Origin of the sequence: Pseudomonas sp. FSL W5-0203, assembly GCF_001896155.1 — a bacterium.
In the GTDB taxonomy this organism is placed as follows: domain Bacteria; phylum Pseudomonadota; class Gammaproteobacteria; order Pseudomonadales; family Pseudomonadaceae; genus Aquipseudomonas; species Aquipseudomonas paracarnis.
Window position 1 is genome coordinate 11503 of the sequence record NZ_MPOR01000003.1, and the last position, 24762, is coordinate 36264.

Consider the following 24762-nt stretch of genomic DNA (forward strand, 5'->3'; position numbering starts at 1 on the left):
ACTCCTTTAAGGATCAATAATAAAAAATCGGAAAATAGATAGCTTATGGCCGTCACACCCCCAAGGATAGACGGCAATTGCAAGGACTCAGCTCAATATGGAGACCGTTCCCAAGTATTTCAAGGCGCGTGACAGATTGTCGCTGTCCAGGCTGTCCAACCAGTGCAAATCGCTCCAGCTGCGCAGCCAGGTGAACTGGCGCTTCGCCAACTGGCGCGTGGCGATGATGCCGCGCTCCTGCATTTCGGCTGACGTCAGCTTGCCATCCAGATGATCCCAGACTTGGCGGTAGCCTACAGCACGTATCGAAGGCAGCCCTGCATGCAGGTCACCTCTTGAACGCAGTGCTACGACCTCGTCCACAAACCCCTGTTCCAACATAATTGTGAATCTTTGTGCAATTCGTTCATGCAGCACCTGGCGATCTGCCGGAGCGATGGCCAGATTCGCCACAGTATAGGGCAATTGTGACTGTCCAGATGCGCCTGCATCAGTACTTTGCGCACTTTGTTTCAGCCGATGTTCAGTCATGGTCTGGCCACTGACGCGCCAGACTTCCAGGGCGCGTGTGAGCCGCTGGGGGTCATTGGGGTGAATACGTGCCGCAGACACCGGATCTACCGCCGCCAACTGATCATGAAGGGACTGCCAGCCAAGGCGCGCAGCCTCTTCTTCAAGTTCGGCGCGCACCTGGGCATCGGCAGGCGGCATATCGGCCAGGCCTTCCTGCAACGCCTTGTAGTAGAGCATGGTGCCGCCCACCAGCAGCGGGATATTGCCGCGCGCGGTGATCTCGGCCATGGCCGCCAGGGCGTCGGTGCGAAAATCCGCCGCCGAATAGCTCTGCGCCGGATCGATGATGTCGATCAACTTGTGCGGATACTGGGCCAACAGCGCCTTCGACGGCTTGGCCGTACCGATATCCATGTCCCGGTAAACCAGGGCAGAGTCGACGCTGATCAACTCGCAGGGCAGCACCTTGGTCAGCTCGATGGCCAGGTCGGTCTTGCCGGCGGCCGTGGGGCCCATCAGGAAAATGGCGGGGGGCAAGGCACTCATCAGCGGCCGCGCAAGAACAGTTTGTCCAGATCATCCAGGCCCATCTGGGTCCAGGTCGGTCGGCCATGGTTGCATTGGCCGCTGCGCTCGGTGTTTTCCATGTCGCGCAGCAGGCCGTTCATTTCCGGCAGGGCCAGGCGGCGGTTGGCGCGGATGGCGCCGTGGCAGGCCATGGTGCCGAGCAATTCGTTGATATGCGCCTGGATACGATCACTGGTGCCGTACTCCATCAGGTCTGCCAGCACGTCGGCCACCAGGCGGTTGGCCTCGGCCTGCTTGAGCAGCGCGGGAATCTGGCGGATCGCCAGGGTTTCCGGGCCCAGGCGTTGCAGCTCGAAGCCCAGCTTCTGGAACACACTGTGATGTTCTTCTGCGCAATCGGCTTCACGCTGGCTCACCGCCAGGGATTCGGGCACCAGCAGCGGCTGGCCGCTGAGGCCTTCGCTGGCCATGGCGATCTTCAGGCGCTCGTACATGATCCGCTCATGGGCAGCGTGCATGTCCACCAGCACTAGGCCATGGGCGTTTTCGGCAAGGATATAAATGCCTTTGAGCTGCGCCAGGGCATAGCCCAGCGGCGGAATATCACCGCCGCCTTCGGGCAACGCCACAGCAGCACCCGGCTCGGCACCCGGCAACGGCGCGAAAAACTCACGGTACGCCGCCTGGGCTTCGGCCACCGGCGCCGTCGATTGCGGGCGCGGTGTGTATTGGTACTGATAACCCGCACCGGCACCCGAATTCGGCGCCGTGTAGGCTGGCTGCGCCTGCGGCGATTGCAGCAGGTTGGCCGCCAGGCTCATCTCACCCTGGGGGCCGAACTCGCCGGCTTCCGGACCGCTCGGCCGCACCACCGCCGTGACAATCGGCGCTGACAACTGATCATCCGGGCGCACGTCACCCAAGGCGCGGTGCAGCGTGCCGTAGAGGAAGTCATGCACCATGCGCCCGTCACGGAAGCGCACCTCGTGTTTGGTCGGGTGCACGTTGACGTCGACCACCGAAGGGTCAACCTCAAAGAACAGCACAAAAGTCGGGTGTCGCCCGTTGAACAGCACATCGCGATAAGCCTGGCGCACCGCATGGGCCACCAGTTTGTCGCGGACCGCCCGGCCGTTCACAAAGAAATACTGCAAATCGGCCTGGCTGCGGGAGAACGTCGGCAACCCGACCCAGCCCCACAACCTCAAGCCATTGCGCTCGATCTCAATCGGCAGCGCCTGCTCCAGGAACCCGCTGCCACACACCGCCGCCACCCGCCGAGCACGGGCGGCGTCGTCGTTGGCTTCGTGCAGGCTGAGGATGGTCTTGCCATTGTGGCGCAGGTGAAAGGCCACGTCGAAACGGGCCAGGGCCAGGCGCTTGATGACTTCTTGCAGGTGATCGAATTCGGTTTTCTCGGCTTTGAGGAATTTGCGCCGCGCCGGGGTATTGAAAAACAGGTCGCGCACTTCCACTGAGGTACCCACCGGGTGCGCCGCCGGCTGGACCCGAGGCGCCATGTCGCGGCCTTCGGTTTCCACCTGCCAGGCTTGCTCGGCGCTGCGGGTGCGGGAGGTCAGGGTCAGGCGGGCCACGGAGCTGATGGAGGCGAGGGCCTCACCACGAAAGCCCAGGCTCATGACCCGCTCCAGGTCCTCCAAGTCGCGGATCTTGCTGGTGGCGTGGCGGGCCAGGGCCAGGGGCAGGTCATCCGAAGAGATGCCACTGCCATCGTCACGTACCCGCAGCAGCTTGACGCCGCCCTGCTCCACATCGACATCAATGCGTTTGGCGCCGGAGTCGATGCTGTTTTCCAACAACTCCTTGATTACCGACGCCGGGCGTTCAACCACCTCACCCGCGGCGATCTGGTTGGCAAGGCGCGGGCTGAGCAATTCAATGCGTGAGCCGCTGTTCAAGGTGGATTCGCTCATCACTGCGCCGCCAATGAAGTACCGGGGATGGTCAACACCTGGCCGATCTTCAACTCATCGGTTTTCAGGTTATTGGCGCTGCGCAAGGCTGCAGGCGTGACCTGGAAACGCACGGCCAGCATGGCAACGGTATCACCGGGCTGCACACGATGGTCACGCGGGCCCTGGGCGATTTTGCCAGAGTCGCGCAGCCAGGCGATATAGGTGCCCGGCGGCGGGTTCTGCTGGAAGAACTGGCGCACACCGGCGCTGATGGAGCGCGCCAGCGCTTGCTGGTGGCTGGCGCTGGCCAGTTTCGACGCTTCGTTGGCGTTGGAGATAAACCCGGTTTCCACCAGGATCGACGGGATATCCGGCGATTTCAACACCATGAACCCGGCTTGTTCTACGCGCTGCTTGTGCAGCGAGGTCACGCGGCCGATATTGCTCAGGACTTTCTGGCCCACGTTGAGGCTGGAGGTCAGCGAGGCGGTCATCGACAGGTCGAGCAGTACGCCTGCGAGCATCTTGTCCTTGTCATCAAGGGAGACGTTGCCGGCCCCGCCGATCAAGTCGGAACGGTTTTCACTGTCGGCCAGCCAGCGCGCAGTCTCGGAGGTAGCGCCGCGATCCGACAGGGCAAATACCGAGGCGCCAAAGGCAGCGGTTGAAGGCGCGGCGTCGGCGTGAATGGACACGAACAGGTCAGCGCCCTTCTTACGGGCAATTTCGGTACGGCCACGCAACGGAATGAAGTAGTCACCGGTACGGGTAAGCTCGGCGCGGTAGCCTTTCATGCCATTGACCTGGCGCTGCAGTTCACGGGCGATGGCGAGCACCACGTCTTTCTCATGCTGGCCGCGGGAGCCGGAAGCCCCAGGGTCTTCGCCACCGTGGCCGGCGTCGATCACCACGATAATGTCGCGCTTGCCTGCCGGTGCAGGCGGCGGTGGTGGCAGCTTGACCTGGGGTTGCGAAGGGTTGACCGGCACCGCAGGCACCGTCGCCACGCTCGGCGTTGGCGCAGGCGGCGGTGCGGCGTCGGCGGGGTTGTCGAACAGGTCGACCACCAGGCGGTTGCCGTACTGGGCGTTGGGGGCCAGGGAGAAGCTTTTGGGGGTCACGGCCTTTTTCAGGTCGATGACCACACGCAGGTCGGTCGGCGTACGCTGGGCCGAGCGCATGGCGGTAATGGGCGTGTTGGCGGTGGAGACTTTCAGCGGCGCGGCCAGGCTGGCACCGTTGATATCGATCACCAGGCGATCAGGCGCCGTCAAGGTAAAGACGCTGTGCTGGACCGGGCCAGACAGGTCGAACACCAGTCGCGTGTTATCCGGCGCTCGCCACAGGCGAACACTTTTCACCTGTGAAGCAGCCAGAGCATTGACAGTCATTGCCGCAAGCAACACCCCCACGACAGCAACCAACGCGCGAAAGCGCATACCTAACCCCACCAATTATTTGAATTCCAATGCCAGAGCAGCACACCACGACTCAGCGCGTGGGCTCTGGGGCAACAACTTCAGCTGACGTCCGTGCTCATGCGGCGTAATGGTAATGGTCAGGTCCGGCTTTGGCAAAAAGCCTGTGCCTTTATTTGGCCACTCGATCAGGCACAGCGCATCATCGTCGAAGTAATCACGGATGCCCATGAACTCCAACTCTTCCGGATCGACCAGGCGATAGAGGTCGAAGTGGAAAGCACGCACGTCGCCGATCTCGTAAGGCTCGACCAACGTGAAGGTCGGGCTTTTTACCGCGCCGGTATGGCCAAGGCCGCGAATAATCCCCCGGGACAATGTGGTTTTGCCTGCGCCCAGATCGCCCTCGAGAAAGATCAACCCGGCCCCTTGCGTGACCTGCGAAATACGCTGACCCAACGCGACCATGGCCTCTTCATCTGCCAGGAAAAGAATTACTTCAGGCACGGCGACTGCTCCTCCAGCAATTGACGAATGGCGGGGATCAGGTCGCTGGCGGCCAAGCCGCGACCAAAACTGCCCTGGCGGTCTCCGGCGGTCGCGTGCAACCACACGGCCAGGCAGCTCGCTTCGTACGCGGGCATACCCTGAGCCAATAGTGCCCCGACCAGACCGGCCAAAACATCACCGAGCCCAGCTGTTGCCATCGCCGGGTGGCCTTGATCACACCGCGACACACGCCCATCCGGGCTGGCAATCAAACTGCCAGCACCCTTGAGGATAGTCACGGCATTGAATCTTTGGCTCAACGCGCGCGCCACCTTAAGGCGATCAGCCTGAACCTCGGCTGTCGAGAGCCCCAACAAACGCGCAGCTTCGCCCGGATGAGGGGTAATTACACAGTTGGCCGGCAGCTCGACGCTGCCAGTGGCCAGTTGATTGAGCGCATCGGCATCCCACACCTGCGGCAGGCTGGCATTGGCCGCGACCGACAACAAGCTCTTGCCCCAGGCGGCATCGCCGAGGCCTGGGCCAATGACGATCACCGAGATTTTTTCCAGCAGGCCCATCAACTGGTTGGCCGAGCTCACGCCGACGGCCATGACCTCCGGCAGCCGAGCCAGAGCGGCCGGTATGTGTTCCGGCCGCGTCGCCAGCGAGACCATGCCGGCGCCGCTGCGCAAGGCGCTTTCGCTGCTCAGCAACGCCGCGCCGCCAACGCCACGGTCACCACCGATGACCAGCAGGTGGCCGAATTGGCCCTTATGGGCGTCCGGGGAACGCGCAGCCAGTTGCGGCAAATGGCCGGGCAACAACAGCTGAACGTCGGTAATTGGGTGTTTTGTCTGAGGCATGCGTCTTCAAGCTCCGATGTCTGGCAGAATTATACGCATCTAACCTGTGGTTTCCCGTGTCTCATGCCTGCTATTACCTCCGATCTGCCCGCCCTCGCCCAATCGATCAAAGACTGGGGTCGCGAGCTGGGCTTTCAGCAAGTCGGCATCAGCGGCCTCGACCTGGCTGAGCATGAACAGCACCTGCAACGCTGGCTCGACGCGGGTTACCACGGCGAGATGGAATACATGGGCGCCCACGGCAGCAAACGCTCCCACCCCGACGAGCTGGTGCCCGGCACCTTGCGCGTGGTGTCACTGCGCATGGACTACCTGCCCGGCGACACCCAGATGGCGCAACTACTGGCCCAGCCGGAAAAAGCCTATATATCGCGCTACGCCCTGGGCCGCGACTACCACAAGCTGATCCGCAAGCGCGTGCAGCAACTGGCCGACCGCATCCAGGCGCAGATCGGGCCGTTCGGCTTTCGCGCCTTTGTCGACAGCGCGCCCGTCCTGGAAAAAGCCATTGCCGAGCAAGCGGGCCTGGGCTGGATCGGTAAAAACACCCTGGTTCTCAACCGCAAGGCCGGCAGTTATTTCTTCCTGAGCGAACTGTTTGTCGATCTACCGTTGCCGGTAGACCCACCCCACGCCACAGAACACTGCGGCCGCTGCACGGCGTGCCTGGACATCTGCCCCACCAACGCCTTCGTTGGCCCTTACGTGCTGGACGCGCGACGATGCATTTCGTACCTGACCATCGAACTCAAGAGTGCCATCCCCGAAGATCTGCGCCCACTGATCGGCAACCGGGTATTTGGCTGCGATGACTGTCAGATCGTTTGCCCGTGGAATCGTTTCGCTCGACCTACCGCCGAAAGCGATTTCAAGCCACGGCACAATCTGGATAACGCAGAACTGGCCGAATTGTTTATGTGGGACGAGGATAAATTCCTCAGCAGCACCGAGGGCTCGCCCCTGCGCCGCGCCGGTTACGAGCGCTGGTTACGCAACCTGGCGGTGGGCCTGGGTAATGCGCCCTCCAGCATTCCAGTGCTGGAAGCCTTGAAGGCGCGGCGGGACTACCCGTCGGAGTTGGTACGCGAACACGTGGAATGGGCGCTGGAGCAACACGCTGCGCGCTAGTGCACATCGTCGTTGTAGACGAACTTGGGCATTTCCCAGTGAAACCGGATCGCCAGCAGGCGTAACAGGAAGCCACTGAACAGCGTCAGCAGAATCGCTTGCTCGCTGGGCAGCTCCAGGTACAGGCACAGCAAGTAGAACCAGGCAGCCAGGAACGACACGCTGGCATACAGCTCGCGGCGGAAGATCAGCGGGATGTCGTTACAGAAGATATCCCGCAGGATGCCGCCGAATACCCCGGTGATGACCCCGCTGACCGACGCCACCAACATACCGTGGCCCATTTCCAGGGCGGTCATGCAGCCGATCAGGGTGAAGGCCACCAACCCCACCGCATCCAGCGCCAGGAACAGCGAGCGCAGGTGGCGCATCAAGGGCGCGATAAAGATCGTCACCAATGCCGCAACGGAGGTCAGCACCAGGTACTCCGGGTGTTTGACCCAGGTCAGCGGGTAGTGGCCGAGCAACACATCGCGCACCGAACCGCCGCCCAGGGCTGTCACGCAAGCGATCAGCACCACGCCAAACCAGTCCATGCCACGCCGCCCCGCGGACAGGGCGCCAGTCATGGCTTCGGCGGTGATGGCGACGAGGTAGAGCATCAGCAACATGATGGCGATCCTGACAGAGAGGCCGGCAGTCTAATCATTTGCCGAGGGCACCAAAAGGGGGCGCTTGGCGATAAACCGCGTCGCCTGTATCGCAGGCAAGCCAGCTCCCACACTTTGAATTTGCGAATGCAGTCAAATGTGGGAGCTGGCTTGCCTGCGATAGCGCACTCACTGGCGCCGCAGAATCAAGCCTTGATGAAATGCTTGCGGTAATGCTGCAACTCGGCAATCGACTCGCGAATATCATCCAGCGCCAGGTGCGTGCTGCCTTTATGGAAGCTGTCTTTGACTTCCGGCGCCCAACGCGCAGCCAGTTCCTTCAAGGTCGACACGTCCAGGTTGCGGTAGTGGAAGTAACTTTCCAGCCCCTTCATGTGCGTATAAAGGAAGCGACGGTCCTGGCAGATGCTGTTGCCGCAGATCGGCGATTTGCCCTTGGGCACCCATTTTTCCAGGAAGGCAATGGTTTCGGCCTCGGCTTCGGCCATGCTGATGCGGCTGTCGCGCACGCGCTGGGTCAGCCCGGAGTTACCGTGGGTGCGGGTGTTCCACTCGTCCATGGTGGCGAGTACGGCGTCGCTGTGGTGGATGGCGATCACCGGGCCTTCGGCCAAGGTGTTGAGGTTGCTGTCGGTGACAATGGTCGCCATCTCGATGATGACGTCGGTGTCGGGGTTCAGACCGGTCATTTCCAGATCGATCCAAATCAGGTTCTGTGGGTTTTGCATGGCTTGATTCTCTTGGCACCTTGGCGTAGCCGGGCAGTTTAGCAGGCGGGGGCGTGCTAGACTCGCGACCGTTTTACCCAACTTTTGCATTATCGACACGGAACACCAATGGCCAAACGCCAGCTCAACCGTCGCCAAAACTGGCGCATCGAAAAGATTCAAGGTGAACGCGCCGCCCGCGCCGCCAAACGTGAATCCTCCGCCGTGGAAGCGCTCGAGGGCGGCGACCTGGGGCCCGAACAAACCGGCTTGGTGATCGCGCACTTTGGTGTGCAGGTCGAAGTCGAGGCGCTCGAAGGCGAACTCGCGGGCCAGGTGTTCCGTTGCCACTTGCGCGCCAACCTGCCCGCGCTGGTCACCGGCGACAAGGTGGTGTGGCGTGCCGGCAACCAGGGCATCGGCGTCATCGTCGCCCAGTTGCCGCGCAGTACCGAGCTGCGCCGCCCCGACAGCCGTGGGCAGCTCAAGCCGGTGGCGGCCAACGTTGACATGATCGTGATCGTGTTCGCGCCACTGCCCGAGCCCCATGCCAACCTGATCGACCGCTACTTGGTCGCGGCCGAGCATGCTGGCATCCGCCCGTTGCTGCTGCTGAACAAATTCGACCTGATCGACGAGCAGAACGCCCCGGCGCTCAATGCGTTGCTGGCGGTCTACCGCACCCTGGGCTACCCGGTGCTGGAAGTGTCGGCTCACCACGGCAACGGCATGGAACAGCTGCAACAGCAGTTGGACGGGCGGATCAGCGTGTTCGTCGGCCAGTCAGGCGTGGGCAAGTCGTCGCTGGTCAACAGCCTGTTGCCTGAAGTCGAAACCCGCGTGGGCCCGCTGTCGGAACTGTCCGGCCAGGGCACCCACACCACCACCACCGCGCGGTTGTTCCACTTCCCGGGCGGCGGCGAGTTGATCGACTCACCGGGTATCCGTGAATTCGGCTTGGGCCACGTCAGCCGCAGCGATGTGGAAGCGGGCTTCATCGAGTTCAACGACCTGATCGGCACCTGCCGCTTCCGCGACTGCAAACACGACCGCGAGCCGGGTTGTGCGTTGCTCAAGGCACTGGAAGATGGGCGCGTGCAGCAGCAGCGGATGAACAGCTATCGGTCGATTATTGCGAGCTTGCCTGAGAGCAGCTATTGACGGTCAATTTCTTGATACACATAAACCAGCGGGCTGAAAGCCCTAGCCCATTGATTTAACAGGAGCAGGCATCAAGAATTCGAGTCAACTGGGTGGCTGATACGCACATGCCAGCTTGTATTCGGATTTCCTGATGCTCATAATTGCTCCGTCACCAGCGAAAGCTGGCAGGAGTCTGGATCCTTTTCGGAGTTGATCCAGCGGCGCAGAAGGGGCGAAGCAAGCTCCGCTGCGTGTCGAATGAAGCCGCCTTCGGGCGGCTTTGCTTTTTGTGGGGAATTAACATTTGGCTCTCTACTATCACCCCAAACAAGGCGACGTTTTGCTGTGTGACTTCACCCGAGGCTTTGTCGCTCCGGAAATGCTGAAGATCCGCAAAGTCGTAGTGATATCTCCTACCGCGACCCACAGTCGCAAGCTCTGCACCGTGGTGCCAATCTCCTCTACTGCACCAGCGACCCAATACGACTGGCACCATTTGCTACGCACCAATCCACTTCAGTCCGATGGCTATAAAGAGCTATGGGTGAAGTGCGACATGATTTATACCGTCAGCTTTGAGCGCCTCGACAAGTTGCATAGAAAGACTCGCTCCAAAAGGTCGAGAGTACTTCGTCCCACGCCTGTGCGCCGACGACATGCGAGGCGTAGTCAGTGGTGTCAAAGCGTACCTCCCACTTTGAACACACATGAAAACGCCCCGAATGATCGGGGCGTTTACGTTTCCAGCGCTTAGATCAACTATGACCCCGGTGCAGGCGCCGTAGGATCCTTGACGCCCCCGTCATCAAACAGGTTCAGCTTCTGGCGCAGCTCATGGGCTGGCAGCGGTTCCTGCTCCGGAGGCAGCGCGTTCGGGTCGGCCGGCACTTCGCCTGGCGCACCGTCGCCCTGGGTCGGTGCCGGTAGCGGTGGTTGATCGCCTTCAATCGCACGCTGGGCTTTTTTGGTCAGCACCACGATGTCGATACGGCGGTTGACCGGGTTGTACGGGTCTTTGGGATCAAACAGCTGCGAGGAGGCAAAACCCACCACCCGAGCCACTTGCGGGTCCGGGTAGCTGCCGGCCACTAGCGCACGCCGGGCAGCATTGGCGCGGTTGGCCGAGAGTTCCCAGTTGCCGAAATCACCCTGGCCCGCGTAGGGTTTGGCGTCGGTGTGCCCGCTGATGCTGATCTTGTTGGGCACCGCCTTGATGGTGTCAGCCATGGCCAGCAGGATGTCTTCAAAGTACGGCTTCAAGCGCGCACTGCCCGAGTCGAACATCGGCCGGTTGGCGGCATCGGTAATCTGGATGCGCAGCCCCTCGGGGGTGATCTCGAAGGAAATCTGGTCCTTGAACTTCAGCAACTGTGGGTTTTCTTCAACCTTGTTCTGCAATTCCTGCAGCAACAGTTCCAGTCGCTCCTGTTCGACCTGCTCGGCCATGGATTCGACAGTGTCGCGCTCGATCGGGATTTTTTCCTGAGGCGATTCAGTTTGCACTTCCGGGTTGATGGTGCGCTCGGGCGCCAGTTCCGGCGAGCCGCCCAGGTCAATGACAAACGGCGTACCGCTTTCCGAAAAGCCAATCGGGTCCTTGAAGTAGCCGGCGATGGCGATTTTCTGTTCTGGCGTAGCGGTGGACATCAGCCACAACACCAGGAAGAACGCCATCATCGCCGTGGCAAAGTCGGCGAAGGCGATTTTCCAGGCGCCGCCATGGTGCCCCGCAGCGAAGCGCTTGACGCGCTTGATGATGATCGGCTGGTTGTTTTCCATGGCTTAGCGACCGCGAACCGCTTGTTCCAGCTCGGAGAAGCTTGGGCGATGTTTCGGGTACAGCACCTTGCGCCCGAACTCCACAGCCAGCGACGGCGGCATGCCCGAGGCCGATGCCACCAGGCACGCCTTGATCGCTTCGTAGAGGTTGATTTCTTCCTTGGCATCGTGGGCCAGGGAGGTGGCGAGCGGGCCGAAGAAACCATAGGCGGCGAGAATACCGAAGAAGGTCCCCACCAGCGCCGCACCTACGTGCATGCCGATGGCCGCCTGATCGCCTTCGCCCAGGGACGCCATGGTCACCACGATACCCAGTACCGCTGCGACAATACCGAAACCGGGCATGCCGTCGGCGATGCCGGTCACGGCGTGGGAAGGATGCTCCAGCTCTTCCTTGAGGCTGAACAACTCCATGTCGAACAGGCCTTCCAGCTCGTGGGGCGCCATGTTGCCGGAGGACATGATGCGCAGGTAATCACAGATATACGCGGTCATGCGCTCGTCTTTGAGCACGGCCGGGTACTTGGCAAAAATCGGGCTGGCCGCGGCGTCTTCGATATCGCCTTCGATCGCCATCATGCCTTCGCGGCGGCTTTTGTTGAGGATCTCGTAGATCAGCCCCAGCACTTCCAGATAAAACGTGTGGGAGAAGCGCGAGCTGAACATGCCCAGGGACTTCTTGACCACGTGCATGGTCATATAGCCTGGGTTGGCCTGCAAAAATGCGCCGAACGCGGCACCGCCGATAATCAGCACTTCGAAAGGCTGGATCAGTGCGGCGATTTTACCGTGGGAGAGGACGTACCCTCCGAGCACACTTGCGATGACGACAATGATGCCGATAATTTTAGCCATAGGAGAGGGGTACTTGCGCCGTCGGGTTCATGGACATATTGGGTGCAGCAGAAAACTCTTGTTCTACTTATCGGCAAAACTGCGCCAGACTATAGCCCGTTAAGGCGAAAAGCCAATTCGGCCCGTTCCGGGCGTGTTGAACGCAAGTGATGATCGCGCCCCAATCATGGCAATTGAAACGACAACCCCAACAAACCGCCCCAATACCCTCGCCGCTTGGATCAAGTGCCTGGACGACGTGCTGCTGCCCGTGCCCCAGGCCAGCCACGAACGCGTGTGCAAAGCTATTCGCGATAGCCGCAGTTCATTGCGAGATATTGCTGAGTTAATGCAAAACAGTCCGGCCCTGGTGCTGAGTGTGATGCGCGAAGCCAACAGCCAAGCCCACGGCAGCCTGGCCGAACCTGCGGAAAACCTTGAAGTCGCACTTAACCGTCTTGGCCTCAAACGTGCCGAAGAGCTGTTGGCGCGCCTGCCTTCGGTACCCGCCCGGGAAATCCCCGTGGCCTTGCGTCAACTGTTGCTGATCAGCCAGCACGCATCCCAGCAAGCTAACGGTTTGTTCGGCAGTCGCCTGGCGCGGTTGTGGCAGGACATCCACTGGGGCAGCCTGCTGTTTTTGTCGCCACTGTGGCCGATGGCCGTCGCCTACCCCAAGCTTTTGGAAGAGTGGGAGTTGCGGGTGATCCATAAAGGCCAATCGGCACGCCAGGTCGAGCAACAGCTGTTCGGCGTGCGCTTGCTCGACCTGTGCCTGGGCCTGACCGAAGCCTGGCACCTGCCGATCTGGGTTTCACAGGGCTACAAGTTGCTGTTGGCCGAGCAACGCCTGCTGGTCAAGGCGCTGCACATTGCCCGTCAAGACGATGCCCTGCGCCACCAGCAATTGCTCGATGCCGAGCCCAACCTGCGACGCTGGCTGAACCAGCCGGCCAATACCGTGTTGCTGGCCAATGGCTTGGCGATGTCGGCCCAGGAATCCTGGACCTGCCCGCACACAGAGCGCTGGCAATACCTGACGGCGCTGTACCTGCAAACGCCATTGAGCGATGTGCAACAGCAAGCCCACCAGCAAGCGGTGACCAGCGCGCGTACCACCTTGATGCCCGACCTCTGGCACCCGGCGCTATCGCTGATCTGGCCGTGGCATGTGCAGAAAGTCCATCGCGGCTTGCTGCCTGCACCACCGCCCACGGCCGAAGCCTTGGCCGTGTGGCGCACGCGCTGCACCGAGTTGCTGGTGGAGCCGAGCCGCTTTGCCAACGCCATGCACCTGACCACTTGCGCCAAGGAAGCCTTGGTCGCCAGTGGCATGCAGCGGGTACTGATATTCATGGCAGATCGCGCCTTGAGCACCTTGCGTGTACACCAGGCCGACGGCCTGCCCAAGGACGCGGCTCACCTGAGCCTGGATGTGGTGAACAGCACACTGCTGCAACGCCTGCTGGAAAAGTCCGCCCAGGTACGCCTGAACCCCGACAACCATGCGCAGTTTTCCGCATTGCTGCCACCGATCCTGCGTCGTCTGTTTATTGGCGAGCATCTGCTACTGCGCTCACTGAGCTGCAACGGCCGTGTGGTCATGCTGATCGTGGCGGACCAGGGCGGCGGGCCGTTCTCGGAAACCACCGTGCAGGCGTTCGGCAAAACCGCCCAATGCATCGAGAAAGCCCTGCACAGCTTTACCAACCGCAGCGCCTGATGCTTGCGCTACAATCACCGGCCTTTATCGCCAACATTTGTGCCCAGGAGACCTCACATGCCTGACTTCTCTGGCTTGCCGCTGGTGATCGAATCCGCCGACCTGTTGGGTCGCCTCGATTCCAAGCACTTGATACTGGTAGACCTCACCAGTGTCGCCCGCTACGCCGAAGGGCATATCCCCGGCGCGCATTTCGTTGACCCCAAGCGCACCCAACTGGGACAGCCACCGGCACCCGGCCTGCTACCAAGCAAGGCCGACCTGGAAAAACTGTTCGGCGAACTGGGCCACACCCCGGACGCCACCTATGTGGTCTACGACGACGAAGGCGGCGGTTGGGCCGGGCGTTTTATCTGGATGCTCGACGTGATCGGCCACCAGAAGTATCACTACCTCGACGGCGGCCTGCTGGCTTGGCTGGAGGAAGGGCACCCGCTTTCCACCGATGTGCCCCCAGCAGCCGGCGGCCCGGTCAGCCTTACGCTGCACGACGGCCCTACCGCCACCCGTGAATACCTGCAAAGCCGTCTCGGCGCGGCCGACCTGGGGATCTGGGACGCTCGTGGCCCGCTGGAGTATTCCGGCGAGAAAGTGCTCGCAGCCAAGGGCGGCCACATTCCCGGCGCGGTGAACTTCGAATGGACTGCCGGCATGGACAAGGCGCGCAACCTGCGTATCCGCCGTGACATGCCGCAAATCCTCGAAGACCTCGGGCTGACCAAAGACAAAGAAATCATCACCCACTGCCAGACTCACCACCGCTCTGGCTTCACCTACCTGGTGGCCAAGGCGCTCGGTTATCCGCGAGTCAAAGGTTATGCCGGTTCCTGGGGCGAATGGGGCAATCACCCCGACACCCCCGTTGAGATTTAAGGTTTAAGGACAGTTATGAAAAAGCAGTTGTTTATCCTCAGCCAGTACTTGCTGCCGCACCACTTGCTGTCGCGCCTGGCTGGTTGCATCGCCGAGTGCCGCGTGCGCTGGTTCAAGAACGCCTTCACTGCCTGGTTCGCCAAGCGCTACCAGGTGGACATGTCCCAGGCCCTGGTGGAAGACCTGAGCGCCTATGAGCACTTCAACGCCTTCTTCACCCGCGCGCTGAAAGACGGCGCCCGCCCGTTGGATCCAACCCCAGGTGCAGTGTTGAGTCCTGCCGATGGCGCGGTCAGCCAGCTAGGCCCGATCGAACATGGCCGTATCTTCCAGGCCAAGGGCCACAGCTTCAGCGTGCTGGAACTGCTCGGTGGCGATGCCGCAATGGCTGCGCCGTTCATGGGCGGCGAGTTCGCGACAATTTACCTGTCGCCCAAGGACTACCACCGGGTGCACATGCCACTGGCCGGTACCCTGCTCGAGATGGTGTATGTGCCAGGGCGGATTTTCTCGGTCAACCAGACCACCGCCGAAAACGTGCCGGAACTGTTCGCCCGTAACGAGCGCGTTGTCTGCTTGTTCGACACCGAACGCGGCCCGATGGCCGTGGTGTTGGTAGGTGCGATGATCGTTGCGTCGATTGAAACCGTGTGGGCCGGTTTGGTAACGCCGCCGAAACGCGAGCTGAAAACCTTCCGCTACGACGAAGCGGCCCGCGCGCCGATTCATCTGGACAAGGGTGCGGAACTGGGTCGTTTCAAACTGGGCTCCACTGCCATCGTGCTGTTCGGGCCGGACCAGGTGAAGTGGGCTGAAGAACTGGCAGCGGGTACGCCGGTGCAGATGGGCCAGGGTATCGCCGCAGCTAAAGCCTGATATTGCAGTTGATCGTTCCCACGCTCCGCGTGGGAATGCAGCCCGAGGCGCTCTGCGCCCAAAGCGTGACGCAGAGCGTCACTGGAGGCGTTCCCACGCGGAGCGTGGGAACGATCAGTGACAGTGAGATCGGCTTATAGTTGACCGTCGCGGTCACGCAAGCCCAGCAGATACAACACGCCATCCAACCCCAAGGTCGAAATCGCCTGCTTGGCTGACTGCTTGACCAACGGTTTGGCGCGAAAGGCCACGCCCAACCCGGCAATCGCCAGCATCGGCAAGTCATTGGCGCCGTCGCCGACCGCAATGGTCTGCTCCAGGCGCAAGCCTTCCTTATGGGCCAATTCCTTGAGCAGGTCGGCCTTGCGCTGGGCGTCAACAATCGGCTCCACCGCGACGCCAGTCACTTTGCCATCCACCACTTCCAGCTCGTTGGCGAATACATAGTCAATGCCCAGCTTGGCCTGCAACTGCTTGGCGAAGTACGTGAAGCCGCCGGACAGGATGGCGGTCTTGTAGCCCAGTCGCTTGAGTTCGGCGAACAGGGTTTCGGCGCCTTCAGTCAGGCGCAGCGACGCGCCGATCGAGTCCAACACGCCCACGTCCAGGCCCTTGAGCAGCGCAAGACGCTCCTTGAAGCTGGCACGAAAATCCAGCTCGCCGGCCATCGCGCGCTCGGTAATCTCAGAAACTTGCTCGCCCACACCGGCCGCCTTGGCCAGCTCATCGATGACTTCGGCTTCGATCAAGGTGGAGTCCATGTCGAACACCGCCAAGCGGCGGTTGCGACGGAACAGGGAGTCTTCCTGGAAGGCGATATCGACATTCAGTTCCTGGGCCACGCTCAGGAAGTCGGCGCGCAGCGCTTGCGCGTCAGCCGGTTCACCGCGCACGGAGAACTCGATGCAGCCCTTGCCTTTGTCAGCCGGGGTGTCCAATGGCATGCGACCCGACAGACGGTCAATATGGTCGATATTCAATCCGTATTGCGCGGTGATCGAACTGACGCGCTGCAGCTGCTCAGCCGTTACCTTGCGGGTCAACAGGGTGACGATATGGCGTTTTTTACCCTGGCCTTCGACCCAGTGCTGGTAGTCAGCTTCGGACACCGGGGTGAAACGTACCTGTTGATCGAGCTTATACGCCGTAAACAGGATGTCCTTGAGTACCGAGGAGGCCTGCTCGGTGCTGGGGATCTCCACCAGGATGCCGAACGACAAGGTGTCGTGGATCACTGCCTGGCCGATGTCGAGAATGTTCACACCACCCTGGGCCAGGACGCCGGTAATGGCTGCGGTGAGACCCGGTCGGTCTTCACCCGTGATGTTGATCAGGACAATTTCGCGCAAAGCGCACCCCCAGGCTGGAAAAAAACCGCATTCTACCCACTTTCAGTGACCATCGGGCACAGGCAGCGCTTTGCCGGCCAGGGGCCTGTCGCTATACTGCGCGTCAACTTCACGGACCAAGAGCCGAGCGCAAGTGAACCGGCCCACGCCAGTAAAAACCGATAACTTCTTCCTGCTGATCTTCCGGGCACTGCGCCATCGCCGTGTACCGATTGCATTGCGCATCGCCAGCCATAACGTGATCCTGGTCGCTCTGGCCCTGGTGATCTACGCCTGCGTGATGGGTTTGCAGTTCAAGCAGGCCATGCACGAGCAAGCTGACGCCCTGGGCGCGAGCCTGACAACCCAGACTGCCACTTCGGCGACTGAGTTGCTGGTGTCCAACGACATCCTCAGCCTCAACGTATTGCTCAACAACCTGACCAAGAACCCGCTGGTGGCCCACGCCGCCATCTATAGCGTGGACAACCGGATCATGGCCGAGGCCGGGCAGCGCCCGAAAAACGGCCTGCTCGGTGAGGCCGAGGGCCTGTATCAGAGCAATATCACGTTCCAGGACGTGAAGGCCGGCCAACTGCGTATCAGCCTTGATATGCAACAGTTCCAGCAGCCGATGACCATCAGCCTGCAAAGCATGGGCATCCTGAGCGCGATCCTGCTGGCCTTGGCCCTGGCCTTGAGCCTGCGCCTTGGTCGGCATATCTCCACGCCGTTGATGCAACTGCGCATCTGGCTGCGGGATATCGACGAACACACCCCGGCCACCGATCGCCAGGACGAAATCGGCGACCTCGCGCGCCAGCTCCACACCAGCTTTGCCCCGGAGCCGAAAGCGCCTGAAGTCGAACCTGAGCCTGAGTACGACGACACCGAGGACTACAACGACGAGCCTGAGTTTGAAGTGCGCGACCTGCGCGACCCAGGCTTCGACGAAAGCGCCCCGGTGGCCGGCCTCAAGCCTGCGCCGCGCCATGTGATCAAGGCTGAGGAAGACGAGCTGGACGACGAAGACCCGTTCGCCGACCTGCGCGACACCTCGGCAGCCGCCCCAGTCGCTGCGCCCAAACCGGTTGCGGTCAAGAACGCCGAGCCACAGCACAGTGCTGTACTCGCCGTGCAACTGGGTGCCCAGGAGCAACTGCGCCGCCTGCCCCGCGCCCGCCTGACCGAACTGCTCGAACGCTACCGTGACTGCCTCGACCAGGCCGCTTCGCTCTACCAGAGCGAACTGCACACCCTGAACGATGGCAGCACGCTGATGCTGTTCCACAGCGAAGACAGCGGCGAGGACTACCTGACCAATGCCATCTGCTGCGGCGAGCTGTTGCGCGCCCTGGGCCATGCCCTGCAGATCGAAGTAGCCGACAGCGGCATTACCCTGCAACTGCAGCTGGGTCTAACCGTGGGTGACGACCTGTTTGGCATCAGCCAGATCGACCTGCTGCTGACCGAAATCGCCCAGGATGCCCTGGCCTTGTCCCAGCACAGCCGTAACCTGCTGCTGGTGGAGCGCAAGATCAGTGAGGACACGCTGATCCGCCAACGCGCACGTATCCGCCCGATTGCCAGCCCTGAAGGGGCCAGTTGTGTGGAGCGGTTGATGGAGCCGTATCCGTCGATGCTGGAGCGTCAGTTGGCGCGGATGCATGAGACCCGTAAGCCCTGAGGCATAGCGTTATACCTACTGTGGAGTGGGCTTATGTTGGGCGGCGTGTCAGTCAGCTGATGCGCCCCTGACACACCTGATTCTCGAGCAAGCCCGCTCACACACAAGCCCACCCCCCATTTGGGTTGTGGTGCAGCTTAAATCGCAGCCCAACAAAAAGGCCCGCTTATTCAGCGGGCCTTTTGTTTGTGCCCCATTCAGATCAGAATCTGAACACTTCCAAGTCCGTACGAATCGGCGTGGCCATCGGCATCTTCGGTTTTTCCGGGGCCGCAGGCTTGGCCTGGGCGGGGGCCTGCTTACGCGGTTGCGCTTCGGCAATCGGCGGCTGGTTGGCCAATGGTTTGAGCGCCACCGACAACTGCTGTGCCAAGTGCTGCAACAGCACACCCTGGGCCTGGACCTGGGACGCAGTGGTGCCGGCGTGCTCTTCCTGCAGATGCACAATGCGGTTGTCCCGCACCTGCCCGCGACGGTCGATCAGGCGCCACTGTGCATCCAGGATCGCCGGTTGCGACTTGCCGGAATCCAGCCGCGTAATGGTCAGCAACACCTGTACATCCGGGGTGAACCCGGAGGGTCCCGGTGCCAGGACCACACGCTGGCTGTCCAGCTGGCCGGCGACCTGACGCAACATCAACTGGTTGATATCCGACGACAGGCTACCGGCCCAACGACCATCTGTGGAACCTTGCAGGCTGCCGTCGTTCTGACGTTGAAGCAGGGTTTCGCGTTGCAGGTAATCGGCAACCACTACCGGCCCCAGCAATACGGCCATGCCAGCGGTTTGGGCTGGCTGAGCCGGACTTCCGCTGTCCAGCTGGTACAGCGACACCGGTTGATGTGTGCTGCAACCCGCCAACCCCAAAAGGCCAGCGAGCATCAAAAATAGAGGAAGGCGTGGAGCAGTCATCATCCCATCCAAGTGGCTGCCACAAGGCGAACCACAATGTAATACTAAAAATAACCTGAACACGCTCGGCCACGCCGGCGCTGGAAAGGCCATATCATCCGTGAATATGCGCCATGACTCCAGCGCGAAAGCATCGATCTACGCGTTAAATCGTAGATCGAGGCCTCTAGTACCGCTTAAACCGGCGTTTCGACCAGCAAGGCATCCACTCGCTGGAAGCCTCGTGGCAGTTTGTTACCTCGCCGGCCACGCTCACCCTTGTAGTGTTCAAGGTCGTCAGGGCGCAATGACAACGTGCGCTTGCCGGCCTGGAGCACCAGGGTAGAACCTTCCGGGACCACGGCGATGTCAGTCACATACTCCTCGCGACTGGCCACCCGGTCACCGGGAATCCCGATGATCTTGTTGCCTTTACCCTTGCCCAGCTGCGGCAAGTCGCTGATCTTGAACACCAGCAAGCGCCCTTCGGTGGTCACCGACGCCAGCCAGTTACTCTCCCGATCCTCCACCGGCCTTGGCAGGATCACCTTGGCATTGTTCGGCAGGCTCAACAGCGCCTTGCCCGCCTTGTTCTTGGCCTGCAGGTCTTCACCCTTGACCACGAAACCGTAACCGGCGTCGGAGGCGATGACATACAGCGAATCATCGTCCGGCAACAGCACGCACTCGAAATTCGCCCCCGGTGGCGGCGTGAGGCGCCCGGTCAACGGCTCGCCCTGCCCCCGTGCAGACGGCAGGGTGTGGGCCGGCACCGAATAACTGCGCCCGGTCGAGTCGATAAACACCGCGAATTGATTGGAACGCCCGGCGGCAGCGGTCTTGAAGCCATCACCGGCTTTGTACGAAAGGCCGGTGGCGTCAATATCATGCCCTTTGGCGGAGCGAACCCAACCCTTTTCCGACAGAACGACGGTAATTTTCTCGTTGGGCAACAGCTCGGTTTCGGTCAGCGCCTTGGCTTCAGCGCGCTCGACGATAGGCGAGCGACGGTCATCGCCATAGGTTTCGGCGTCTTTGATCAGTTCGCTGCGCACCAGCTTCTTGAGCTTGGCTTCGCTGCCCAGCAGGGCTTGCAGCTTGGCTTGTTCCTTGAGCAGGGCATCCTGCTCGTCGCGCAGCTTCATTTCTTCCAGGCGTGCCAACTGGCGCAAGCGGGTGTCGAGGATGTAGTCCGCCTGGATTTCGCTCAGCTCGAAACGCGCGATCAGCTCGGCCTTCGGATGCTCGGCGGTACGGATGATATGGATCACTTCATCCAAATTGAGGTAGGCGATCAGCAAGCCGTCCAACAGGTGCAAGCGGCGCTCAACCTTGTCGAGGCGGAATTGCAGGCGGCGGCGCACGGTTTGTACGCGGAACTCTAGCCACTCAACCAGCAGGTTGCGCAGGTTCTTCAACTGCGGCTTGCCGTCCAGGCCGATGATGTTGACGTTGACCCGGTAGCTGGACTCCAGGTCGGTGCTGGCAAACAAGTGCTGCATCAGCACTTCATGATCCACCCGGCTGTTGGTCGGGATGATCACGATGCGGCATGGGTTCTCATGGTCGGACTCGTCACGCAGGTCGGCCACTTGTGGCAATTTCGACGGCTTGGCCTGCATCAACGCGGCGATCTGCTCCAGCACCTTGGCACCCGATACCTGGTGCGGCAGCGCGGTCACAATAATGTCGCCGTCCTCGATGTGGTACACCGCGCGCATACGCACCGAGCCCTTGCCCGTTTCGTACATCTTCAGCAGGTCCGCGCGCGGCGTGATGATTTCTGCTTCGGTCGGGTAATCCGGGCCCTGGATATGCTCGCAGAGCTGCTCGACCGTAGCTTTGGGCTCATCCAGCAAGCGCACGCAGGCAGTGGCGACTTCGCGCAGGTTGTGCGGCGGCACGTCGGTGGCCATGCCGACCGCAATACCGGTGGTGCCGTTGAGCAGGATATTCGGCAAACGCGCCGGCAACACCAGGGGTTCGTCGAGGGTGCCGTCAAAGTTCGGCCCCCAGTCGGCAGTGCCCTGGCCCAGCTCGCTGAGCAGCACTTCGGAATAACGCGACAGCCGCGCCTCGGTGTAACGCATGGCGGCGAAGGATTTGGGGTCATCCGGTGCACCCCAGTTACCCTGCCCGTCCACCAGGGTATAGCGGTAGCTGAACGGCTGGGCCATCAGCACCATGGCTTCATAGCACGCCGAATCACCGTGGGGGTGGAATTTACCCAGCACGTCACCGACGGTACGCGCCGATTTCTTGTGCTTGGAATCGGCGTCCAGGCCCAACTCACTCATGGCGTAGATGATGCGCCGTTGCACGGGCTTCAGGCCGTCGCCGATATGCGGCAAGGCACGGTCCATGATCACGTACATGGAGTAGTTGAGGTAGGCATTTTCGGTGAATTCAGCCAGCGACCGGCGTTCTACGCCATCTAAGCTGTCTGCGAGGATGTCACTCATGCGGGCCTCATCATGGGGTAAGGCGCAGCGGAACTGCCGCTGCGCTGATTCAATTCAAAAAAATCTCGACTCATGGCTGGGCACTCCAGCCGCCATCCGGAGCGGCAAAACGATAGACCATCGGACGTTTTTCACCATCGGCACGCGGGCCGAAATTGTTGTCGATCCCGACCCAGGCACCGTCGGCATCCACCAACAGGGCTTCAGCCAGGCCATACGACTGCGGGTAACGTCGCTGCGGCGTCAGGGCTTCGTCGGCAAACGACCAGCACAGCTCAACCTTGGCCGTGAGCGGGTCGCGCCGGCAGATCTGAAACGCATTGCGCTCCAGGGTAAACAGCTTGCCGTTGAACAGCGACAGGTCAGCAAAGTCCTTGGACACGGCCTTGGCGTTGGGGAACTGCGCCGGTTGCACTTCCTGGCCGGCCTCGCTCAACAATACACAACGGCCATCGCAATCCCATACGCTCTGCCCACGCTTGATCGAGACCAGGCCACGGCGTTCGCGCTCGGCAGCCAGCCAGATCTGATTGCCTTCAGGGTTTACCGCCAGGCCTTCGAACAAGGCATTAAAGTGCAGCAACATGCCACTGGCCCTGGCTTCACGCACCATGCCCGGCGCGATTTTCAACCACTCGGGTGCGCCCGTTGCGGGTACCTGCAACACCGCGGCATGGGCTTCGCTGACAATGTAGCGGTTGCCTGCGGCATCACAACTGATGCCTTCAAAGTCCAGGTCACCACCACGTATGAACGAAGCGGCCTTGGTGCGCGAACGCAAGCCCCAAGGCAGGCCGGACTCGGGCACGGGCGGCACGTCGATCGTCAGCGCTTGCGCGCTCCAGGTCGGCGCACGGGTATCCAGGCGGTAGATCTGGTCGTCATCGCGGTCCGAAACCGTCCACAGCTCGTTGCCACACAACGCCAGGCCCGACAGGTTCCCACCGCGCATGCCGTCAACCGGGTGTTCCGAGACCAGCTTGAGCTCTGCCACGCTGGCTGCGGCCACCTGGGTGACCGCCATCCCGCTCAACATCAGGATCGCCAGGGCGAAGCCTGTGCGCATCAGCCCAGAACCTCGGCCAGGTTGCCTTTGGATTCAAGCCAGGTCTTGCGGTCGCCGGCGCGTTTCTTCGCCAGCAGCATGTCCATCATTTCCGAGGTGGCGGCGAAGTCTTCCAGGGTCAACTGCACCAGGCGCCGGGTGTTCGGGTCCATGGTGGTTTCGCGCAGTTGCGGCGGGTTCATTTCACCCAGGCCCTTGAATCGCGTGACCTGTGGCTTGCCGCGTTTCTTCTCGGCCACCAGGCGGTCAAGGATGCCATCGCGCTCGGCTTCGTCCAGGGCGTAGAAAATTTCCTTGCCCAGGTCGATGCGGTACAGCGGCGGCATGGCGACGTAGACGTGACCGGCATCCACCAACGGGCGGAAATGCTGGACGAACAACGCGCACAGCAAGGTAGCAATGTGCAGGCCGTCAGAGTCGGCGTCGGCGAGGATGCAGATCTTGCCGTAGCGCAACTGGCTCATGTCTGCCGCGCCCGGATCGACGCCGATGGCGACCGCGATGTTATGCACTTCCTGGCTGGCGAGCACTTCGCTGCCATCGACTTCCCAGGTGTTGAGGATCTTGCCGCGCAACGGCAGGATCGCCTGGAACTCCTTGTCCCGCGCTTGCTTGGCGGAACCGCCGGCGGAGTCACCTTCCACCAGGAACAGCTCGGAACGCATCGGGTCTTGCCCGGCGCAATCGGCCAGTTTGCCCGGCAGTGCCGGGCCCTGGGTGATGCGCTTGCGCTCGACCTTTTTGCTCGCCTTCAAGCGCCGGCCGGCGTTGTTGATCGCCAGCTCCGCCAGGGCCAGGCCCAGTTCCGGATGCTCGTTGAGCCACAGGCTGAAGGCGTCCTTGACCACGCCAGAGACAAACGCCGCTGCCTCGCGGGACGACAGGCGCTCCTTGGTCTGCCCGGAGAATTGCGGTTCCTGCATCTTCATCGACAGCACGAACGCGATGCGCTCCCACACGTCTTCCGGCGCCAGTTTGACGCCGCGCGGCAACAGGCTGCGGTATTCGCAGAACTCACGCATGGCATCCAGCAAGCCTTGGCGCAAACCGTTGACGTGGGTGCCGCCCTGGGCCGTGGGGATCAGGTTGACGTAGCTTTCCTGCACGCTGTCGCCACCTTCGGGCAACCACAGCAGCGCCCAGTCCACCGCTTCTTTATTACCCGACAGGCTGCCGCAGAACGGCTCGTTGGGCAGGCGTTCGAAGTCGCTGACCGAGTCTTCCAGGTAAGAGCGCAGGCCGTCTTCGTAGTGCCACTCGACCTTCTCGCCGGTACCTTTGTCTTCAAAGCTGACCAGCAGCCCCGGGCACAACACAGCCTTGGCCTTGAGCACGTGCTTGAGGCGGCTGATGGAGAATTTGGGCGAATCGAAATACTTGGGGTCCGGCGCAAAGTACACGCTGGTGCCGGTGTTGCGCTTGCCCACGGTGCCGATCACTTCCAGGTCGGTGGCTTTGTAGCCATCGGCGAAAGTCATCTGGTACTCGTTGCCATCGCGCTTGACCTTGACCCGCACCAGGGTCGACAGCGCGTTGACCACGGAAATACCCACGCCGTGCAAACCGCCGGAGAACTGGTAGTTCTTGTTGGAGAACTTGCCGCCGGCATGCAGCTTGGTAAGGATCAGCTCGACGCCCGGCACACCCTCTTCGGGGTGAATGTCCACCGGCATGCCACGACCGTCGTCGGACACTTCCAGGGAATGGTCGGCGTGAAGGATGACTTGCACCGACTTGGCGTGCCCGGCCAAGGCTTCGTCGACGCTGTTGTCGATGACTTCCTGGGCAAGGTGGTTCGGCCGACTGGTGTCGGTGTACATGCCGGGGCGTTTGCGCACCGGGTCGAGGCCCGAGAGGACTTCGATGGCGTCGGCGTTATAAGAGCTAGCGCTGGGAGTGGCCATGGGGTCTCGTCGTGAGTCG

General features: G+C 61.5%; 21 protein-coding genes. 7 read left to right on the plus strand and 14 right to left on the minus strand.

Annotated features, from left to right (window positions below; all coding sequences use genetic code 11):
- Positions 1 to 87: 87 nt before the first annotated feature.
- The 5 genes from miaA to BOP96_RS03895 are packed head-to-tail and all read right to left on the minus strand — an operon-like array spanning position 88 to position 5730.
- Positions 88 to 1059, minus strand: a complete 972-nt coding sequence (gene miaA / locus BOP96_RS03875) for a tRNA (adenosine(37)-N6)-dimethylallyltransferase MiaA (protein ID WP_073451889.1) — start codon at positions 1057 to 1059, stop codon at positions 88 to 90.
- Positions 1059 to 2975, minus strand: a complete 1917-nt coding sequence (mutL, locus tag BOP96_RS03880) for a DNA mismatch repair endonuclease MutL (protein ID WP_069868915.1) — start codon at positions 2973 to 2975, stop codon at positions 1059 to 1061. Before mutL ends, miaA begins: the two co-directional genes overlap by 1 nt.
- Positions 2975 to 4396 (minus strand): N-acetylmuramoyl-L-alanine amidase, encoded by a 1422-nt coding sequence (locus BOP96_RS03885; RefSeq protein ID WP_003188054.1) that lies wholly within the window; start codon positions 4394 to 4396, stop codon positions 2975 to 2977. The genes mutL and BOP96_RS03885 overlap by 1 nt, the downstream gene beginning before the upstream one ends.
- A 15-nt stretch (positions 4397 to 4411) precedes the next feature.
- Positions 4412 to 4882 carry a tRNA (adenosine(37)-N6)-threonylcarbamoyltransferase complex ATPase subunit type 1 TsaE gene (gene tsaE / locus BOP96_RS03890; protein ID WP_014716665.1) on the minus strand — a complete coding sequence of 157 codons (471 nt, stop codon included), beginning with the start codon at positions 4880 to 4882 and terminating at the stop codon, positions 4412 to 4414.
- The gene (locus BOP96_RS03895) at positions 4870 to 5730 is read right to left on the minus strand and encodes an NAD(P)H-hydrate dehydratase (protein ID WP_073451891.1); all 861 of its coding nucleotides are present in this window, start codon (positions 5728 to 5730) and stop codon (positions 4870 to 4872) included. Before BOP96_RS03895 ends, tsaE begins: the two co-directional genes overlap by 13 nt.
- Before the next feature lie 63 nt (positions 5731 to 5793).
- Here BOP96_RS03895 and queG point away from each other — a divergent pair, with 63 nt between their 5' ends.
- The gene (gene queG, locus BOP96_RS03900) at positions 5794 to 6858 is read left to right on the plus strand and encodes a tRNA epoxyqueuosine(34) reductase QueG (RefSeq protein WP_032904047.1); all 1065 of its coding nucleotides are present in this window, start codon (positions 5794 to 5796) and stop codon (positions 6856 to 6858) included.
- On the opposite strand, the gene BOP96_RS03905 is transcribed toward queG, so the two are convergent.
- Together BOP96_RS03905 and orn are read right to left on the minus strand one after the other, a co-directional pair.
- Positions 6855 to 7472, minus strand: coding sequence for a trimeric intracellular cation channel family protein (locus tag BOP96_RS03905; RefSeq protein ID WP_169913170.1), 618 nt, complete (start codon positions 7470 to 7472; stop codon positions 6855 to 6857). The two genes, queG and BOP96_RS03905, sit on opposite strands and share 4 nt — an antisense overlap.
- A gap of 182 nt (positions 7473 to 7654) precedes the next feature.
- Entirely contained in the window at positions 7655 to 8197 is a 543-nt protein-coding gene (gene orn / locus BOP96_RS03910) for an oligoribonuclease (protein WP_003171343.1), read from the minus strand.
- Between the two features lie 108 nt (positions 8198 to 8305).
- Between orn and rsgA the strand changes: the two genes are divergently transcribed.
- Together rsgA and BOP96_RS03920 are read left to right on the plus strand one after the other, a co-directional pair.
- Positions 8306 to 9337, plus strand: a complete 1032-nt coding sequence (rsgA, locus tag BOP96_RS03915; RefSeq protein ID WP_003188044.1) for a small ribosomal subunit biogenesis GTPase RsgA — start codon at positions 8306 to 8308, stop codon at positions 9335 to 9337.
- Between the two features lie 361 nt (positions 9338 to 9698).
- Positions 9699 to 10073, plus strand: coding sequence for a type II toxin-antitoxin system PemK/MazF family toxin (locus BOP96_RS03920; protein WP_233086252.1), 375 nt, complete (start codon positions 9699 to 9701; stop codon positions 10071 to 10073).
- A 5-nt stretch (positions 10074 to 10078) separates the two neighbouring features.
- Here the strand turns inward: BOP96_RS03920 and motB are convergent, their stop codons facing one another.
- Both motB and motA read right to left on the minus strand, forming a co-directional pair.
- Positions 10079 to 11098 (minus strand): flagellar motor protein MotB, encoded by a 1020-nt coding sequence (gene motB, locus BOP96_RS03925; RefSeq protein ID WP_014716660.1) that lies wholly within the window; start codon positions 11096 to 11098, stop codon positions 10079 to 10081.
- Between the two features lie 3 nt (positions 11099 to 11101).
- Positions 11102 to 11953 (minus strand): flagellar motor stator protein MotA, encoded by an 852-nt coding sequence (gene motA, locus BOP96_RS03930; RefSeq protein WP_003188041.1) that lies wholly within the window; start codon positions 11951 to 11953, stop codon positions 11102 to 11104.
- A 166-nt stretch (positions 11954 to 12119) separates the two neighbouring features.
- Here motA and BOP96_RS03935 point away from each other — a divergent pair, with 166 nt between their 5' ends.
- From BOP96_RS03935 to asd, 3 genes are read left to right on the plus strand one after another with little or no spacing between them, the layout of a single operon-like run.
- Positions 12120 to 13655 carry an HDOD domain-containing protein gene (locus tag BOP96_RS03935; RefSeq protein WP_014716658.1) on the plus strand — a complete coding sequence of 512 codons (1536 nt, stop codon included), beginning with the start codon at positions 12120 to 12122 and terminating at the stop codon, positions 13653 to 13655.
- 57 nt (positions 13656 to 13712) lie between these two features.
- Entirely contained in the window at positions 13713 to 14528 is an 816-nt protein-coding gene (locus BOP96_RS03940; RefSeq protein ID WP_014716657.1) for a rhodanese-like domain-containing protein, read from the plus strand.
- A 15-nt stretch (positions 14529 to 14543) separates the two neighbouring features.
- Positions 14544 to 15404 (plus strand): archaetidylserine decarboxylase, encoded by an 861-nt coding sequence (gene asd / locus BOP96_RS03945; protein WP_073451893.1) that lies wholly within the window; start codon positions 14544 to 14546, stop codon positions 15402 to 15404.
- Positions 15405 to 15538: 134 nt separating this feature from the next.
- On the opposite strand, the gene serB is transcribed toward asd, so the two are convergent.
- Positions 15539 to 16753: a phosphoserine phosphatase SerB gene (serB, locus tag BOP96_RS03950; protein WP_003188034.1), complete on the minus strand. Its 1215-nt coding sequence runs from the start codon at positions 16751 to 16753 to the stop codon at positions 15539 to 15541.
- A 133-nt stretch (positions 16754 to 16886) separates the two neighbouring features.
- Between serB and BOP96_RS03955 the strand changes: the two genes are divergently transcribed.
- Entirely contained in the window at positions 16887 to 18419 is a 1533-nt protein-coding gene (locus BOP96_RS03955; protein ID WP_014716655.1) for a HAMP domain-containing protein, read from the plus strand.
- 202 nt (positions 18420 to 18621) lie between these two features.
- Here the strand turns inward: BOP96_RS03955 and BOP96_RS03960 are convergent, their stop codons facing one another.
- The 4 genes from BOP96_RS03960 to parE form a co-directional block, all read right to left on the minus strand.
- Entirely contained in the window at positions 18622 to 19335 is a 714-nt protein-coding gene (locus BOP96_RS03960; protein ID WP_032873461.1) for a PqiC family protein, read from the minus strand.
- A gap of 173 nt (positions 19336 to 19508) precedes the next feature.
- Positions 19509 to 21773, minus strand: a complete 2265-nt coding sequence (gene parC, locus BOP96_RS03965) for a DNA topoisomerase IV subunit A (protein ID WP_020301636.1) — start codon at positions 21771 to 21773, stop codon at positions 19509 to 19511.
- A gap of 70 nt (positions 21774 to 21843) precedes the next feature.
- The gene (locus BOP96_RS03970; protein WP_014716652.1) at positions 21844 to 22839 is read right to left on the minus strand and encodes an esterase-like activity of phytase family protein; all 996 of its coding nucleotides are present in this window, start codon (positions 22837 to 22839) and stop codon (positions 21844 to 21846) included.
- Positions 22839 to 24743 carry a DNA topoisomerase IV subunit B gene (gene parE, locus BOP96_RS03975; RefSeq protein ID WP_003188026.1) on the minus strand — a complete coding sequence of 635 codons (1905 nt, stop codon included), beginning with the start codon at positions 24741 to 24743 and terminating at the stop codon, positions 22839 to 22841. Before parE ends, BOP96_RS03970 begins: the two co-directional genes overlap by 1 nt.
- Between the last annotated feature and the right edge of the window lie 19 nt (positions 24744 to 24762).

Excerpts from the sequence above, each read along its gene's own strand:
- BOP96_RS03885 (WP_003188054.1), bottom strand. The coding sequence starts at position 4,396 with ATGCGCTTTCGCGCGTTGGTTGCTGTCGTGGGGGTGTTGCTTGCGGCA.
- BOP96_RS03920 (WP_233086252.1), top strand. The coding sequence starts at position 9,699 with ATGCTGAAGATCCGCAAAGTCGTAGTGATATCTCCTACCGCGACCCAC.
- asd (WP_073451893.1), top strand. The coding sequence starts at position 14,544 with ATGAAAAAGCAGTTGTTTATCCTCAGCCAGTACTTGCTGCCGCACCAC.
- parE (WP_003188026.1), bottom strand. The coding sequence starts at position 24,743 with ATGGCCACTCCCAGCGCTAGCTCTTATAACGCCGACGCCATCGAAGTC.
- BOP96_RS03935 (WP_014716658.1), top strand. The coding sequence starts at position 12,120 with ATGGCAATTGAAACGACAACCCCAACAAACCGCCCCAATACCCTCGCC.
- rsgA (WP_003188044.1), top strand. The coding sequence starts at position 8,306 with ATGGCCAAACGCCAGCTCAACCGTCGCCAAAACTGGCGCATCGAAAAG.
- orn (WP_003171343.1), bottom strand. The coding sequence starts at position 8,197 with ATGCAAAACCCACAGAACCTGATTTGGATCGATCTGGAAATGACCGGT.
- parC (WP_020301636.1), bottom strand. The coding sequence starts at position 21,773 with ATGAGTGACATCCTCGCAGACAGCTTAGATGGCGTAGAACGCCGGTCG.
- miaA (WP_073451889.1), bottom strand. The coding sequence starts at position 1,059 with ATGAGTGCCTTGCCCCCCGCCATTTTCCTGATGGGCCCCACGGCCGCC.
- queG (WP_032904047.1), top strand. The coding sequence starts at position 5,794 with ATGCCTGCTATTACCTCCGATCTGCCCGCCCTCGCCCAATCGATCAAA.
- mutL (WP_069868915.1), bottom strand. The coding sequence starts at position 2,975 with ATGAGCGAATCCACCTTGAACAGCGGCTCACGCATTGAATTGCTCAGC.
- BOP96_RS03895 (WP_073451891.1), bottom strand. The coding sequence starts at position 5,730 with ATGCCTCAGACAAAACACCCAATTACCGACGTTCAGCTGTTGTTGCCC.
- BOP96_RS03960 (WP_032873461.1), bottom strand. The coding sequence starts at position 19,335 with ATGATGACTGCTCCACGCCTTCCTCTATTTTTGATGCTCGCTGGCCTT.
- BOP96_RS03940 (WP_014716657.1), top strand. The coding sequence starts at position 13,713 with ATGCCTGACTTCTCTGGCTTGCCGCTGGTGATCGAATCCGCCGACCTG.
- motA (WP_003188041.1), bottom strand. The coding sequence starts at position 11,953 with ATGGCTAAAATTATCGGCATCATTGTCGTCATCGCAAGTGTGCTCGGA.
- BOP96_RS03970 (WP_014716652.1), bottom strand. The coding sequence starts at position 22,839 with ATGCGCACAGGCTTCGCCCTGGCGATCCTGATGTTGAGCGGGATGGCG.
- motB (WP_014716660.1), bottom strand. The coding sequence starts at position 11,098 with ATGGAAAACAACCAGCCGATCATCATCAAGCGCGTCAAGCGCTTCGCT.